Genomic DNA, 14,741 nt, shown 5'->3' with positions numbered 1-14,741 from the left:
TGATAAAATTTTAGTTATCTAATTCGAGAGGGGCAGGCAACATGCATTTATATGGAACACAATCAGTCAACGAACGTGGCCATCTGACAATTGGTGGCACAGATACGGTTGATCTCGCACATACTTATGGAACACCACTTAACGTCTATGATATTGCCTTGTTCCGTGAACGGGCAAGCGCCTTTAAGAAAACATTTGAATCGATGGGCATCCGTGCGCAAGTCGCTTATGCGAGTAAGGCATTTTCGTCTATTGCTATCTACGAAATCGCCGAACAGCAAGGACTTTCTCTAGATGTTGTTTCTGGAGGGGAATTGTTTACAGCGGTGTCTGCGGACTTCCCGCGTAATCGAATTCATTTCCACGGTAACAATAAAAGCTTTACCGAATTACAATATGCTTTTGATGAAAAAATAGGATGTATCGTTATTGACAATTTTTCTGAAATCGAACTGGTTAAGGAAATCGCTGAATCTCGTAAAGAGTCTATGAACGTACTTATCCGTGTAACACCGGGAGTGGAAGCTTCTACACATGATTATATTACGACAGGCCAGGAAGATTCGAAGTTTGGTTTTGATTTGAAAAATGGCCAGACAGATGAGGCTTTCCTTCAGTTGTACAATCATCCTTACATCAATTTGTTAGGTATGCATTGCCATATTGGTTCTCAAATATTCGAAACAGATGCGTTTCGTTTAGCGGCAGAGGCGCTTATGAATAAGATGGTTGCCTGGCGCGATAATTATGAATTCATCTGCACAGTTCTGAACTTAGGTGGCGGATTTGGTATTCGTTATACTGAAGAAGACAAACCGCTTGAACCGTCAGTATATGTCGAAGAAATGGCGACGGTTGTTCTTTCAATGACGCGGAGCCATAACTACCCATTGCCAGAAATTTGGATTGAACCCGGCAGATCGCTAGTCGGAGATGCAGGTACAACTTTGTATACTGCTGGTAGCTCAAAAGAAGTGCCTGGTATTCGGAAATATGTCGCAGTTGACGGTGGAATGTCGGATAATATTCGACCGGCGTTGTACGGTGCAAAATATACTGCCGTTTCGGCAAATCGTATGAACGAACCTCACGTCGATAAAGTGACGATAGCGGGGAAATGTTGTGAATCCGGTGATAAGCTTATTGAAGAGGCTCAACTCGCTGATCCAACTGAAGGAGACATCATCGCTGTTTTCTGCACAGGTGCTTATGGCTATTCGATGGCTAGTAATTACAACCGTCTTCCAAAACCGGCAGTTGTATTCAGTGAAAATGGACAACATCAGCTTGTCGTCCGCAGGGAAACTTATGAAGACATTGTCAGATTAGACATTCCGTTGCAACTAGTAAGACGGGAGGAGAGGATTTGAGAAAACGCAACATCCTCCTTTTCATCTTCATTGTAGTTGCAGCTATTATGTGGGGAGCGGTATACTGGAAGTTCGTCATGCCAATTATTGATCCGCGATAAAGTGAAACTTCAATCAGTAGGGGGCTTTTCTTCCACTGATTGTTAGTTGCGGCCACAGGGATTATGTTCCGATTGATCTGGCTTTTCCGGAAGTGGGTCCTCCACTTAATGTGTTAAATCACTATATATATTGAACAAATGAATACCTATATAAACTGAGCGAAGGCGGCCTTTCAAGGGGTAGCAGAAGCCAAAAGAATGGCTGCGCAGCTGCCTGACTGATGGCGGAAGGAATCCCCTAGCGCCGCAGCGAATACGGTGGGATTTCTGTATGTCAATATATATAGGCCTTAAATGGGCTCTTACTGCCCATTTAAGGCGCGATAAAGGAAACTGCTTATCATTGGAAAACGTAGTTAGTTCTATCCAATGACCAAAGTGTTTTCAGAAAAGAAGGGATTCAATTGATACTTTTGCGTTATAAGAAAACGTACGAAAAAATTGCGATGGGGCTGCTTTCTTATATGCCCGGCGATAAAACCGTCAAGAAATTGCAGGAATGGATTCAACGATATGAAACAGATGATAGTTGGCAACTATATCTTTTGAAAAAAGATGAGGACTTCATCGGTTTGATAGGCATCGAATTAGGGGAAGAAGACTACACTTTACAGCATCTCTCTGTCAATCCATCTTTCCGTGGTGAAGGAATTGGTCAAGAAATGGTCATGAAGCTGCAAGCGCTCTTCCCTGATAAAACATGTATTGGAACTGAAGAAACTGATTTATTCATACAGAAATGTAAGCCTAAAGAAGAAGGTTCAGACTAATTAACGTCTGCCCTTCTTCTTTTCTTCGCGTTCCCGAAGAATATCACTACGGTCTCTGAGCATATGTTTATGAATGACAGCATCACTGCCGAATGGTAGAAGTGTCATAGATTGTTCCAACTTACTAGCCAGGTCAGTAACGTTAGCTGATAGGATAGTGATGGGGAACGATTCGAATGGCAGATCTTGCTCCAAACGGTTGACTGCTTTTGTAACATCGTAAACTAATTGGTCAAAATCAATTTCTTCCGTGTATTTAGGGTAGTTAGCAAGGAAAGTCGGAAACTTTGTCATTGCTTTGTTAAGTGTACGGGATGCTCCTGGTTTATTGCCTCTACGCCAATGATACATTCCTGTCGCAAGGAGGATATAGGCTGTCAACGGGTGATCTTTATCGCTGTCAGGAATAGACTTCCAATACTCCTCCAGTACTTCGTGGCATTCAAAATAGTCTTGATTGCCATTGAAATAAACAATAAAATTTACGAATAGCGGATGATGATACGGATGCATGTAATCAGCCCTTTCCATAGTCTGAAAGATAGGTAGGTGTCACGAATGACATATCAAGTAAAATTAGAGGCTTTCGAAGGGCCACTAGATCTATTATTGCATTTAATCAACCGACTTGAAATTGATATATATGATATCCCGATGGCGGAACTGACAGCGCAGTACATAGAACACCTCCAAGCGATGCGAGTACTGCAATTAGATGAGTTAAGTGAATACCTCGTCCTCGCTGCGACGCTGATTGAAATTAAGAGCAAAATGCTTCTACCAGTCCACGAAGGAGATGAGTTTGATGACGACTTTGATTTTGACATGGAAGACGATCCACGTGACGAGTTAGTTGCGCGCCTGATTGAATACAAAAAATATAAAGAGGCAGCAATTAGTCTGAAAGAGTCTGCAGATGAGCGATCCGGTCATTTTACCAAACCACCCGAAGATCTTACGGAGTTTGGTGAAATTGTGGCGAGTGAATTAGATGAAAGTTTGAACGTTTTCGATTTAATTGGCGCGTTTCAAAAGATGCTTAACAGAAAACGTTTGAAGGCACCTATGATAGCAAGTATATCTAAGACGGAAGTTTCTATCAGTGAAAAGATGGATGAAATTATGGCAATACTAGAAAAGGGCGGCGGGAAATGTGATTTCTACTCCTTATTCGACAAAGGCGAAACAACAGATCTTGTCGTAACTTTTTTATCGTTGCTTGAATTGATGAAACGGCGGGACATCATTGTCAATCAGGAAGGTAATTTTGACGATTTGACAGTATCGTACCGACGGGAGGATGAGTGAAATGGAATTTAAAGACCGTTTGCCTGGGATGATCGAAAGTTTTTTATTCATAGTAGGGGATGAAGGGTTAACGATTAAACAGTTAACATCTCTAGCTGAGCGTAAAGAATCAGAGGTTACTGAGGCAATTGACTGGCTACGTATGAGTTATGAAGAGCGCAAAGAGAGCGGCATTATGCTGAAGCAGTTTGGAGGGGCATATCGTCTTGTGACGAAAGCTGACTTCGCGGAAGATATAAAACGGTTGTTGGAAAATCCATCTCCGAAATCCATGACCCAGGCATCACTTGAAGTATTGGCAATTATCGCATATAGGCAACCTGTGACACGTGTTGAAATTGACGATCTTCGGGGTGTTAAATCCGAGGGACCTATCAATACGCTAATTGCCAAGGGACTCATAATGGAAAAAGGTCGATCGGAAGGAAGTGGACGAGCGATTCTCTTTGGCACAACAGACTTGTTCCTGGACCGTTTCGGTTTGGCATCACTAAATGGATTGCCACCCCTTTCGCAGGAAGAAGAAGGCGAGACAGTTGAAACAGACTTGTTCATGACAAAGTTCCAAGAAGCGTTTGCGATGGAAAATGATGGAGGAGGAAGCATTTCTTGAAACGGGCGATAATCGTTGTCCTATTTTTCACGTTACTAGTTGGCGGAGGTTTGAAAGAAGTCGCTGCGTCCGGCCAAGCATGGGCTGTTATTGACGCTGATACAGGCAGATTGTTGGAAGGTCATAATGAAAACGTTAGACTGCCGATAGCCAGTCTAACAAAAATCTGGACGGCTTTTACGTTCCTTGAAAGTGTTACAGAGCCCGGAGACGTCATAATTTCGCCACAAGCTGCTTCGGCCGAAGGTTCGTCCCTTTATTTACCGCAAGGGATGAAGATTGAAGCAGATGCCCTGCTAACTGGTCTAATGCTACGGTCAGGCAACGATGCAGCGCGTGCGTTAGCAGAACACGCGGGCGGTTCAATGGACGGCTTCGTGGACCTGATGAACGACAAGGCACTGTTGTATGGATTGAATGATACTGTCTTTTCGAATCCGTCAGGTCTGCATGATGAACGTCACTTGTCTACTGCATACGAAACAGCGCTCATGCTACATTATGCTATGGAAAATGACCAGTTTCGTACTATTGCTACCACAAAGAATTTTAGTTATCAGGGGAAGGTTCAAGCTTATAGCTGGCGTAACAAACACCGCCTCCTACATTCCGAATCGACTGCGATTGCAGGAAAGACTGGTTTTACAAAAGCCGCGGGCAGAACGCTTGCAACTTATTTCGAGAAAGATGGCAAAAACATCATCGTTGTCACTCTGAACGATGGTGACGACTGGAATACACATAAAAGTTTGGCCAATAACGTGTTTTCCTCATTCAAGTTGGTGACTGTCGCTAAAAAAGGGGTATATGATATTCTACCCGGTGTAGAAGCAGAACTGTCCAAGCCAATCCGTTTGTTATTGAAAAAAGGGGAGAAATCGAAACTATCAAATGTTATTATTATCCCCCGTGGAAAAAATGAAAAAAGTACAGGGCATTGGACCGTGTCACTCAGTAATGAGCCACTTATTACGACGGAAGTACTTATAAAACAATGAACTTGTTACCAATGGCAAAAAACACAGCAAACTTCAAGCGAATATTAATCGAAAATATGCAATTGTGACGGTTTGGGGAAGACTGACGCCATATAGGTCAGTCTTCTTTTCATTTGCTACAAAGTGTGACATAATTTTTTCAAAGGTAAGAAAGTATAAGTTTCTTGACATGGAACAGTGTCTAGACTTCAGGCGCCAGCCGCTTGGCTCATAAGCAATCCAGCTATGTGGCAAAGAGTGCCACGTCGCTGGATTGACTTATGACCATCGCGTCTAGCGGGCGCCTTCCGCTTTTCTTACAGAATGAAGATGGGGTGACTTAATGGAAAGATTACAGAAAGTGTTGGCACAAGCAGGCGTGGCATCACGTAGAAAATCAGAAACACTAATTGTTGCAGGAAAAGTGAAAGTGAACGGTGTCGTCGTAACAGAGCTTGGAACAAAGGTATCTAGTTCGGATCGTGTAGAAGTTGAAGGAGTTCAGCTTGTTAAAGAGACTTACGTCTATTTCTTATTATATAAACCAAGAGGAATCATTTCGACAGTGGATGACGAGAAAGGCAGGAAGACGGTGTTAGACCTATTCCCGCAAATCGAACAACGGATTTTTCCGGTTGGACGTCTAGACTATGATACATCCGGTGTTATTATCATGACGAATGATGGCGATTTCTCTTACTTAATGACGCATCCGAAATTCGGTATTAAGAAAAAGTATATTGCAAAAGTAAAAGGAATCCCTAGTCGTGAAGCGTTGCGCAAACTTGAGACTGGAATTGACCTGGAAGACGGTAAAACTGCCCCTGCACATATAAAAATGCAGTCAGTAGATAAAAAAACTGAAACTGCGCTTATTGAGATTACAATACATGAAGGAAGAAATCGTCAAGTACGCCGTATGTTCGATGCAATTGGATGTCCGGTCCAAAAACTTCGCAGGGAATCATTTGGTAACGTAACAACTCACGGAATGAATGCTGGAGAAGCTCGGGAATTAACAAAACATGAAGTGAAACAGCTACGTGTACTCGCGGAAACAGGTAAAATAGGCTGATTGTGAGTCAATTGCGCCTCGATTTAATTGCGCCTAAATTTTGAATTGCGCTTGTAGCCGCAGGACGCGGCGAACTCAGGTTGCCTTCCCAAACTCCTGTCAAAATTTGTGACATCCGCCTGGGGCTTGCCGTAACTAGTAGGAGACTTCTACTGATTACGGCAATTGTTCACAATCCCTTCAATTATGATGCGTTTATACAAAGGTCTATTTGTTATAATTAAAGGCAGAACTTATTTATTGTAAGGAGGCATTACGTATGGCTAAGGCGGATCAAAAGAAAACACGTCTTATTATAAGGACAATCGTCCTGTTACTTCTCGTCTCGGCAGTTGTCTATACAATCGCTTCAAAAGATAAAGTGAAGGTATTAGCAGTTGGAGATAAAGCACCCGATTTTGAGCTTGTCGATTTGGAAGGTAACAAACAACGACTTTCTGATTATAAAGGTGAGGGAGTTTTCTTGAATTTTTGGGGAACTTGGTGCGGACCATGTAAAAAAGAAATGCCATACATGGAAAATCAACATAAAGCATTCGAAGAAAAAGGTGTCAATATCCTTGCCATCAATATCGCAGAGTCTAATTTGAAGGTTGAAACGTTCAGAGACCAGTATGGCCTGTCTTTCCCAATCGCTATTGATAAAGATAAGAGCGTTAAGGAAGTCTATAATATAGTGCCACTTCCTACGACCTTCCTTATCAATAAAGACGGCAAAATCGAACAAATTATAACAAGGGAAATGTCTGAAAATGAGATAATTTCACTCATGGAAAGCATTCAACCCTAATAAGGAGTAAATCCAAAATGAGCAAAATCAAATGCCAGTGCGGTCATGATAATCCATTTGGCACAGTGCTTTGTGAGCGATGTGGTAGACCGCAGACTGAAGAAGCGAAAGAAAGCAAACTTGTCGACATGCGTTACGAAGGTGCGGCAAGAAGATCGCAGACATATAAACGGTCGATCATCGATAAAATATGGAATTTCTTTTCGAGTGTAAAAATTGGAATTAGTATTATCGTTGCCGTTCTCGCAACTGCTGCGATAGGTACTATTTTTCCACAGAAACTGTATGTAGCCGCGTCAACTGAGGCGGAGTATGCAGCTTACTACGAACGGCTTTATGGATTGGCAGGCACGATTTATTACAAACTTGGTTTTCATGACATGTATAATAGCTGGTGGTTCATCACGTTGGTCGGGATGCTTGGAACTTCCATCATTATTGCCAGTGTCGACCGAGTTATACCGCTTTATAAATCATTGAAAAGGCAACGTACAAAACGCCATCCTTCATTCATGAAAAAACAACGAGTCTATGGTGAAGGACCGTCGGAAGACCCAGAAGCTGCACTTATAAAAGCTGAGGGGAAACTGAAGGAACTTCGTTACAATGTGAAAATCGAAGACGGAGCTTTGCTTGCAGAGAAAAACCGTTTTTCAAGATGGGGTCCGTACGTCAATCATTTAGGACTTATCATTTTTCTGTTTGGTATTCTACTGCGCGGTATCCCTGGGTTTTATGTTGATGAAACAATGTGGATTCGCGAAGGGGAAACACGCTCTATTCCAGGTGCAGAAGGTTATTATTTGGAAAGCAAAAATTTCATTATGGAAAACTACACGAAAGAGGAAGCTGATGAGGTATTCGGCGATGCGCTTGAACGTGTCGGCATGATTGCGAAAAACTATCAGACGGATGTCGCTCTATATCAGACACCTGAAGGCGGTCTTCCAGGATCTGATGAAATGGACTTCGTTAAAGAATACTCTATCATTGTTAATAAGCCATTGAAATTTGATGGATTCAACGTTTTCCAAATGGATTTTCGTTTAGATGAATTAAAATCGATGACATTCCAATTAACTGAAAAAGCTACGGAATCTTCACTTGGGGAGTTTACAGTCGATCTTACTAATCCGGAACGTGAATATGAACTTGATAATGGCGCGCGCGTTATTTTGAGCGATTATTATCCGGATTATGACGGGATTGAAGACGGAGAACCGAAATCGAAATCTCCAGTACCGAATAATCCAGCATTCATCTTTAAAATGGTGACCCCAGCCAAGCCGGACGGCGAGATGAGTTTCGTCGCCATCAAACAAACGCTTGAAACGGAAGTCAACGATTATAAGGTGAAATTCGTTAGTGCAGAAACCCGTGATATATCTGGGCTGACAGTACGCAAAGATAAAACATTATATCTCCTTTTACTAGGAGGAATTATCTTTATGATTGGTGTTTCGCAAGGATCTTATTGGAATCATCGACGAATCTGGATTCAAAAAGGACCTAATGGAGAGCTACTAGTTGCAGGACATACGAATAAAAACTGGTTCTCCTTGAAAAAAGAGTTAGATCAAGTGAAAGACGTTGCTGATTTACCGTCCTATGAAGACAGACAGGACAAGGAATCTATCTTGCGAGATAAGGAAGTGGACAAAGTATAATGGGACTTGCATCGTTAAGCGCTAACTTGCTGTTAGTTTCATTTATCGCTTACCTCGTCGCGACGCTATTTTTTGGCGGCGCGGTGAAAGGCGCTAAATCTGAAGCATCTTATAAAAATAACCGTTGGGGAAAAATTGCGATTACCATCACGGTCATCGGATTCATTACCCATGTAGGTTACTTCATCACACGCTGGATTGCATCAGGTCACGCACCAGTAAGTAATATGTTCGAATTTACGACTGCCTTTGGGATGATGCTCGTTGGGGCATTCATTCTTCTGTATTACTTATATAGAACACCATCACTCGGCTTGTTTGCTTTGCCGATTGCGATTATTATTATCGGCTATGCAAGTATGTTCCCGAAGGAAATTACACCACTTATTCCAGCACTGAAAAGTTACTGGTTGACAGTTCATGTAATTACAGCTGCACTTGGTGAATCGATCCTCGCGATTAGTGCCGTAGCTGGGTTAATCTATTTATTGAAGAATATCGATTTGACGAAAAAGTCGAAACAGCGGTTCTGGCTAGAGGCGGTTATTTTCACGCTTATCTTAGTAGTCGGTTTCGTATTATCTTCGTCAACGTTTAAATTGACTGGCTATGAAGCACATTTCACTTATATTGATAAAAATGAACAAGCTGCTAAAATTGAGTACAATTATCCACCACTTTTCGGTATGTCTGGCTATGAATCGCTAACACCGGACGCGATGACGCCTTGGGCTGAAATGCCACCAATCGTCAATGCGAAGACGCTGACGACGTTCGTCTGGTCAATCGCAAGCGGAATCATTCTCTACTTGATTCTTAGACTCATTTTCCGTCGTCCAATTGCGGCATTGTTGCAGCCATTCGCTAAAAAAGCGAATTCGCAACTAATGGATGAAATTGGATACCGTGCGGTTATGATTGGTTTCCCTATCTTTACACTAGGTGCTCTCATTTTCGCAATGATCTGGGCTCACGAAGCGTGGTCAAGGTTCTGGGGATGGGATCCAAAAGAAGTATGGGCCCTTATCACATGGTTATTCTATGCTGCATTCCTTCACGTGCGTTTATCACGCGGTTGGGATGGCGAAAAATCGGCATGGCTTGCGGTTATCGGTTTCGTCATCATTATGTTTAACCTGATTGCCGTGAATTTGATCATCGCAGGGTTGCATTCATACGCTTAAGCGAGAACTGCCTAGTAGTTAACTACTAGGCAGTTTTTTTGTTTTATAAGTGGAAATAAAAAATCCCTTCAAATCTACTTCGGTGCTTAGTTTATGCTATACATTGGCTCAACATATATAAAGGGGGATTATAAGATTCGGTAATGTCAATGTGTTGTAACTTCGAGGTATCAAGTTAAGTGCTTGGGGCCGTTTATGATCGGTTGGTAAGGGTATATGGTGGGTGTGTGTCGATTATGATCGGTTGCAAGGTTATGCTCGTTTGTGTGTCGTTTATGATTGGTTGCAAGGTTATATGCTCGTTCATGTGGGGTTTATGATCGGTAGTCAAGAGTATATGCTTGGTCATGCGTCGATTATGATCGGTTGTGTGTTCACTTTTGATCTTACTAGACACCGGTTCGCCATTTTGAAGTTGCGCTTAAGAACGTCGCTACGGCTTTTCTGTTTCTTTTTTGCACAACGACTTGTACAATGAGGATAGTAGCTAGTTGAAAGGGGTAATCATTTATGGAAGAAAAAGTGACGTTGTTAGTAGTAGACGACGAGGAGAGAATCCGTCGTCTGTTAAATATGTATCTTACTCGTGAAGGGTATGAAGTCGAAGAGGCTGTCGATGGCGCGGATGCACTCGAAAAAGCGCTTGTGAATAACTATGATTGTATTTTACTCGATTTAATGATGCCTGAAAAAGATGGATTAGAAGTGCTAGAAGAACTGAGAGAAAAGAAAATTATGACGCCTGTCATGATGCTGACGGCAAAAGGCGAAGAGTCAGACAGAGTAACTGGTTTTGAGTCTGGTGCTGATGATTACATAGTGAAGCCTTTTAGTCCGCGTGAAGTTGTTCTGCGGGTTAAAGCAATTCTTAGAAGGTCTGTTACGTTTCCAGGTGCCGCTTCATCATCTACATCGAAGGACTTGGTCGTCTTCCCTCAATTAACGATAGATCACGATGCACACCGGGTTACAGCTGAAGGAGAAGAAGTTGGGCTGACGCCGAAAGAGTACGAATTGCTCTATTTTCTTGCGAAGTCGCCTGACAAAGTATTCGACAGAGAGCAGCTATTAAAAGAAGTGTGGCATTATGAATTTTTCGGAGATCTCCGTACAGTAGATACGCATGTCAAACGGCTACGTGAAAAGCTAAGCCGCGTTTCTGAACAAGCAGCAAAAATGATTGTTACTGTTTGGGGAGTCGGTTACAAGTTCGAGATTCCTAATGAATAGAATATGGAATTCAATTGTCGGGAAGCTATGGGCAACCATATTGCTTCTCGTTTCTTTTGTATTATTTATTGTTACGGCCTTGCTCCTTGAATTCCTAGATGACTTCCATACACAACAGGCTGAGGAATCATTGCGAAGGGAAGCAACAACGATCGGGAAAATTGTTAATGATCACGAAAGTCAAACTTCGATGAACTTGATTATTGATGACATTCTTGACGACGAAACGAATGCGATGATCGTCGATACCAATGGGGAAGTTACGCATTCATTCCATAAAGGATTGAACAAGGATAGAATAGAAAATAAAGTGCTCTATGAATCCATGTTTTACGCCGCTGAAAAGAATAATAAACAAGTTGTAAAAGAGATGATCTTACCTTCGATTAATGAAGAGAATGTCATGGAACAATACCTTGTTCTATCCTATCCACTTGAAAAAGGAGAGCAACTCGGTAGCTCAGTTATCATTTATCAAAGCCTTGAAGCCGTCCATAGGACAACAGAAAGTACTACACGTATCGTATTCTTATCAGCATTTATTGCCTTTATTTTAACAACATTTTTCGCCTTTTTCCTGTCAACAAGAATTACTTCCCCTTTACGTGGATTGAGGCAGGCGGCATTTGAATTATCGAAAGGGAATTTCGATACAAGATTGCCTGTAATGCAAAATGATGAAATTGGCCAGCTTGCAACTGCATTCAATCAGATGGGTAGACAGCTTAAATACCACGTTGAACTTATTAATCAGGATAAAGAGCAGCTTTCAAGCATCCTTACATCGATGACTGATGCTGTCATTACATTTAATCGAGATTATACAATCCTGCTAAGTAATCCACAAGCTGAACAGTTATTGCAGAATTGGTATTTTAAAAATGGCGCACAAGAGGGTAACCATCATATCCCACCGGCGATTTTTCATATGCTTGAACATGTTATTACGTTCGCTGAGGAAGTTGAAGATGAATTAGAATTAGGTGGACAGTTTTATGGAATCTCTATTAGCCCGTTGTATAGCGGAAATAGTATTCGTGGGGCAGTTGCTGTCTTACGTGATATGACAGATCAGCATAAGCTTGAGAAACTTAGATCCGACTTCATAGCAAACGTATCCCATGAACTTCGGACACCGATATCTATGTTGCAGGGGTACAGTGAAGCCATTATTGATGGAGTTATAACAAGTGATGAAGAGCGCGACGAAATGGTACAGATCATACACGATGAATCGAAAAGGATGGGCCGACTTGTGACGGATCTTCTCGATCTCGCAAGGATGGAATCAGGACATATGCGACTTTACAAAGACGATCTATCGATGATTCCTTTTCTCGACCGGATAGTCAATAAATTCATGCAAGTTGCGCGTGAAGCAAATGTCGATTTGACTTTCGAATTCTTGGAAGATACAGTACTCATTTCAAATGTAGATGAAGACCGTATGGAGCAAGTATTGACGAATTTAATAGACAATGCAATCCGCCATACACCTGATGGGGGAAGTGTTAGACTTGGAATACAAAAACAAGTTGATATGATTGAAATAACAGTGACAGATACAGGTGTTGGAATTCCGCAAGAGGACTTACCGTATATCTTCGAACGTTTTTACAAAGCAGATAAAGCGAGAACTAGAGGAAAAGGTGGAACAGGTCTTGGACTCGCCATCGCGAAAAGCATTATCGACTCACATGGTGGCAAGATCGCTGCAACAAAAGGCGACACTGAAGGAACGATTTTCAGTTGCATATTGCCCTTAAAAAAGATGTAACTTAATAGCTTGAAATACGACTAATTGATAGAACGGGGGTATTTCATGGACGACTCCGTTTTCCATCGGCTTTACGAACAGTACCATCAGGATGTGTTCAAGTTTCTTATCTATTTGACGAGAGACCGTGACCATGCTGAGGACCTCATGCATGAAGTCTATGTGAGGGTACTGCGTGCCTACGCCGGTTTTGAGGGGAAAAGTTCCGAGAAGACATGGCTCTTTTCAATTGCTAAAAATGTAGCAATCGACCATTTCAGGAAAAATACAGTTCGTAAAAAGCATCTGTTCGATAAATTCGACTGGGAAAAGAGCGAACTCGTATCGACAGGTATCCTGCCGGAAGAAATCGTAACACTCAGTGAAGAGATGCAAGAGCTGCTGCAAGCACTTAATACATGTACTGGTGATCAGAAAATGGTTATCATCATGCGCTATTTCCAAGATCTTTCCATAGCTGAAACAGCCGAAATTCTTAGCTGGACAGAAGGCAAAGTGAAGACAACACAACATAGGGCGATCAAAGCATTACAAAAGAAATTGAATGCTCTTCCGACAGAAGGGGGGAAACTAGATGACCCACAAAGATTGGAACGACAACAAGATTGAAAAACTCCTCGGTGATGTGCCTGACATATCAGATAATCGTCCAATGTCGGAAATACTGGCACGGCTGAAGCAAGATGAACGGCTGAATACGCCTCACCGTAAAAAATCAAAGAAATGGATGCCAGCACTTGTCGCTGTTGCTGCTTTGCTTGTTATCGGCCTGTTGGTTCCTTCTATGTTTGGTGAAAATGAATTGTCAATGAAGGATCAAAGTACCGACAATAAAATGATGCAAAGTGAGGACGCCGAGCCTTCTGCAAGAGGTGCGAGTTTGGAAAATGAATCGAGTACGGATGAAGAAGCGGAAATGGGCACAATGGATGGATTTTCTACTAAGATGGCATCTGAAACAGGGAGGACACACCATTTTGCTGTCTACTCCGAAGACGTTATCGATAGTACACTATTCCATTTAGGTCTTGCAGGTGATCAAGCTTTAAGCATTCCCATTACATTTATCATTCCGAACAGTCAAATCAAGAAGGATATTGGTTTCTTGGAGCCAACGAGTTATGATTTGTACAAAAAGTATGCGAGTCGTCTCGATGAAAGTGCACTAGGTTTTCAAGAGTACCATCCTTATAAAGGCAATATAGCCGCAGAGGATCATGTAATTATCCACCAGCTACCGCAAGGTCATGGTTATGACATAGGTTCGGGATCGATGGAAGTCTATCTCGACTCTTTACAAGATACGTTTTACGGTTATCAGGAGGTCCGATTTGAGAACGAGGATGGAACTGCGACCATGTTCTCTGAAGTAGGTCAACCGAGCACACCGTTGATTTTGAAAAGTGGTCGTAATCATTTGAATTACTATATGTTTGAACAACAAGATGGACAGCAGTTTCTTACATCGAACTTTTCCCAACCGCAGCCATCGTTGAACGAGGCATTACAGCAGATGAAAGTGAAGCCGAATGATGTTTTCAAGCCAGTCATTCCAAGTACTTTAAATTTTGAAGTAAAGGCAGATGACAAATTGACGACCATCAAATTCACACAACCACTGGATTTGGACGCGATGGAGCCGGAAAAAGCGATGCAAATGGTTGAGGGCATGCTCCTGACAGCAGCTGATTTTGGTGAACAGCTTCAATTCGAAAATGTCGTTCAAGAAGAATGGAACGGTTTTAACTTCAGCCAGCCTTTACCGGTACCGGTTGGATCTAATCCACTTCCACTTATATTGAAGTAAATAGAAAGACCTTTGTAAACAGCCTTGTTTACAAAGGTCTTTTTTTTGTATACAATAAGGTTGTAACAAAAT

Annotated in this window: 14 protein-coding genes; 13 read left to right on the top strand and 1 reads right to left on the bottom strand. The window is 42.0% G+C overall.

Annotation, left to right across the window (positions count from 1 at the left end):
* Positions 1–41 precede the first annotated feature (41 nt).
* Positions 42–1,370: a diaminopimelate decarboxylase gene (gene lysA, locus ACGLYD_RS10455; RefSeq protein ID WP_340742330.1), complete on the top strand. Its 1,329-nt coding sequence runs from the start codon at positions 42–44 to the stop codon at positions 1,368–1,370.
* 505 nt (positions 1,371–1,875) lie between these two features.
* The gene (locus tag ACGLYD_RS10450; RefSeq protein ID WP_335339500.1) at positions 1,876–2,241 is read left to right on the top strand and encodes a GNAT family N-acetyltransferase; all 366 of its coding nucleotides are present in this window, start codon (positions 1,876–1,878) and stop codon (positions 2,239–2,241) included.
* Here the strand turns inward: ACGLYD_RS10450 and ACGLYD_RS10445 are convergent, their stop codons facing one another.
* Positions 2,242–2,754, bottom strand: a complete 513-nt coding sequence (locus ACGLYD_RS10445) for a DUF309 domain-containing protein (RefSeq protein ID WP_067210470.1) — start codon at positions 2,752–2,754, stop codon at positions 2,242–2,244.
* 45 nt (positions 2,755–2,799) lie between these two features.
* Here ACGLYD_RS10445 and ACGLYD_RS10440 point away from each other — a divergent pair, with 45 nt between their 5' ends.
* The 11 genes from ACGLYD_RS10440 (at position 2,800) to ACGLYD_RS10390 (ending at position 14,669) form a co-directional block, all read left to right on the top strand.
* Positions 2,800–3,549 (top strand): segregation/condensation protein A, encoded by a 750-nt coding sequence (locus ACGLYD_RS10440; protein WP_354313885.1) that lies wholly within the window; start codon positions 2,800–2,802, stop codon positions 3,547–3,549.
* Position 3,550: 1 nt separating this feature from the next.
* Positions 3,551–4,162: an SMC-Scp complex subunit ScpB gene (gene scpB, locus ACGLYD_RS10435; protein WP_067210465.1), complete on the top strand. Its 612-nt coding sequence runs from the start codon at positions 3,551–3,553 to the stop codon at positions 4,160–4,162.
* On the top strand, positions 4,159–5,160 hold the full coding sequence (locus ACGLYD_RS10430) for a D-alanyl-D-alanine carboxypeptidase family protein (RefSeq protein ID WP_399632814.1): 1,002 nt from the start codon (positions 4,159–4,161) through the stop codon (positions 5,158–5,160). The genes scpB and ACGLYD_RS10430 overlap by 4 nt, the downstream gene beginning before the upstream one ends.
* Positions 5,161–5,482: 322 nt before the next feature.
* Positions 5,483–6,214, top strand: a complete 732-nt coding sequence (locus ACGLYD_RS10425; RefSeq protein ID WP_067210459.1) for a pseudouridine synthase — start codon at positions 5,483–5,485, stop codon at positions 6,212–6,214.
* Between the two features lie 259 nt (positions 6,215–6,473).
* Positions 6,474–7,004, top strand: coding sequence for a thiol-disulfide oxidoreductase ResA (resA, locus tag ACGLYD_RS10420; protein WP_067210457.1), 531 nt, complete (start codon positions 6,474–6,476; stop codon positions 7,002–7,004).
* A gap of 17 nt (positions 7,005–7,021) precedes the next feature.
* Positions 7,022–8,671, top strand: a complete 1,650-nt coding sequence (locus ACGLYD_RS10415; RefSeq protein WP_399632810.1) for a cytochrome c biogenesis protein ResB — start codon at positions 7,022–7,024, stop codon at positions 8,669–8,671.
* A complete protein-coding gene (gene ccsB, locus ACGLYD_RS10410) occupies positions 8,671–9,855 on the top strand; it encodes a c-type cytochrome biogenesis protein CcsB (RefSeq protein ID WP_067210451.1) in 1,185 nt (394 codons plus the stop codon). Before ACGLYD_RS10415 ends, ccsB begins: the two co-directional genes overlap by 1 nt.
* A gap of 510 nt (positions 9,856–10,365) precedes the next feature.
* Entirely contained in the window at positions 10,366–11,085 is a 720-nt protein-coding gene (locus tag ACGLYD_RS10405) for a response regulator transcription factor (protein ID WP_067210448.1), read from the top strand.
* Positions 11,078–12,862 carry an ATP-binding protein gene (locus ACGLYD_RS10400; protein ID WP_187045147.1) on the top strand — a complete coding sequence of 595 codons (1,785 nt, stop codon included), beginning with the start codon at positions 11,078–11,080 and terminating at the stop codon, positions 12,860–12,862. The genes ACGLYD_RS10405 and ACGLYD_RS10400 overlap by 8 nt, the downstream gene beginning before the upstream one ends.
* Before the next feature lie 45 nt (positions 12,863–12,907).
* Positions 12,908–13,471 (top strand): RNA polymerase sigma factor SigX, encoded by a 564-nt coding sequence (gene sigX, locus ACGLYD_RS10395; protein ID WP_338656332.1) that lies wholly within the window; start codon positions 12,908–12,910, stop codon positions 13,469–13,471.
* Positions 13,437–14,669, top strand: a complete 1,233-nt coding sequence (locus ACGLYD_RS10390; RefSeq protein ID WP_399632806.1) for a hypothetical protein — start codon at positions 13,437–13,439, stop codon at positions 14,667–14,669. Before sigX ends, ACGLYD_RS10390 begins: the two co-directional genes overlap by 35 nt.
* The last annotated feature ends 72 nt before the right edge of the window (positions 14,670–14,741 follow it).

It is taken from the genome of Sporosarcina sp. SG10008 (assembly GCF_044569405.1).
Classification (GTDB): Bacteria; Bacillota; Bacilli; order Bacillales_A; family Planococcaceae; genus Sporosarcina; species Sporosarcina psychrophila.
The sequence above is the reverse complement of the archived record's forward strand: the minus strand, read 5'-3'. Positions and strand labels throughout refer to the sequence as shown.

Excerpts from the sequence above, each read along its gene's own strand:
- ACGLYD_RS10415 (WP_399632810.1), top strand. The coding sequence starts at position 7,022 with ATGAGCAAAATCAAATGCCAGTGCGGTCATGATAATCCATTTGGCACA.
- ACGLYD_RS10400 (WP_187045147.1), top strand. The coding sequence starts at position 11,078 with ATGAATAGAATATGGAATTCAATTGTCGGGAAGCTATGGGCAACCATA.
- scpB (WP_067210465.1), top strand. The coding sequence starts at position 3,551 with ATGGAATTTAAAGACCGTTTGCCTGGGATGATCGAAAGTTTTTTATTC.
- ACGLYD_RS10390 (WP_399632806.1), top strand. The coding sequence starts at position 13,437 with ATGACCCACAAAGATTGGAACGACAACAAGATTGAAAAACTCCTCGGT.
- ACGLYD_RS10405 (WP_067210448.1), top strand. The coding sequence starts at position 10,366 with ATGGAAGAAAAAGTGACGTTGTTAGTAGTAGACGACGAGGAGAGAATC.
- resA (WP_067210457.1), top strand. The coding sequence starts at position 6,474 with ATGGCTAAGGCGGATCAAAAGAAAACACGTCTTATTATAAGGACAATC.
- ccsB (WP_067210451.1), top strand. The coding sequence starts at position 8,671 with ATGGGACTTGCATCGTTAAGCGCTAACTTGCTGTTAGTTTCATTTATC.
- ACGLYD_RS10445 (WP_067210470.1), bottom strand. The coding sequence starts at position 2,754 with ATGCATCCGTATCATCATCCGCTATTCGTAAATTTTATTGTTTATTTC.
- ACGLYD_RS10440 (WP_354313885.1), top strand. The coding sequence starts at position 2,800 with ATGACATATCAAGTAAAATTAGAGGCTTTCGAAGGGCCACTAGATCTA.
- lysA (WP_340742330.1), top strand. The coding sequence starts at position 42 with ATGCATTTATATGGAACACAATCAGTCAACGAACGTGGCCATCTGACA.
- sigX (WP_338656332.1), top strand. The coding sequence starts at position 12,908 with ATGGACGACTCCGTTTTCCATCGGCTTTACGAACAGTACCATCAGGAT.
- ACGLYD_RS10425 (WP_067210459.1), top strand. The coding sequence starts at position 5,483 with ATGGAAAGATTACAGAAAGTGTTGGCACAAGCAGGCGTGGCATCACGT.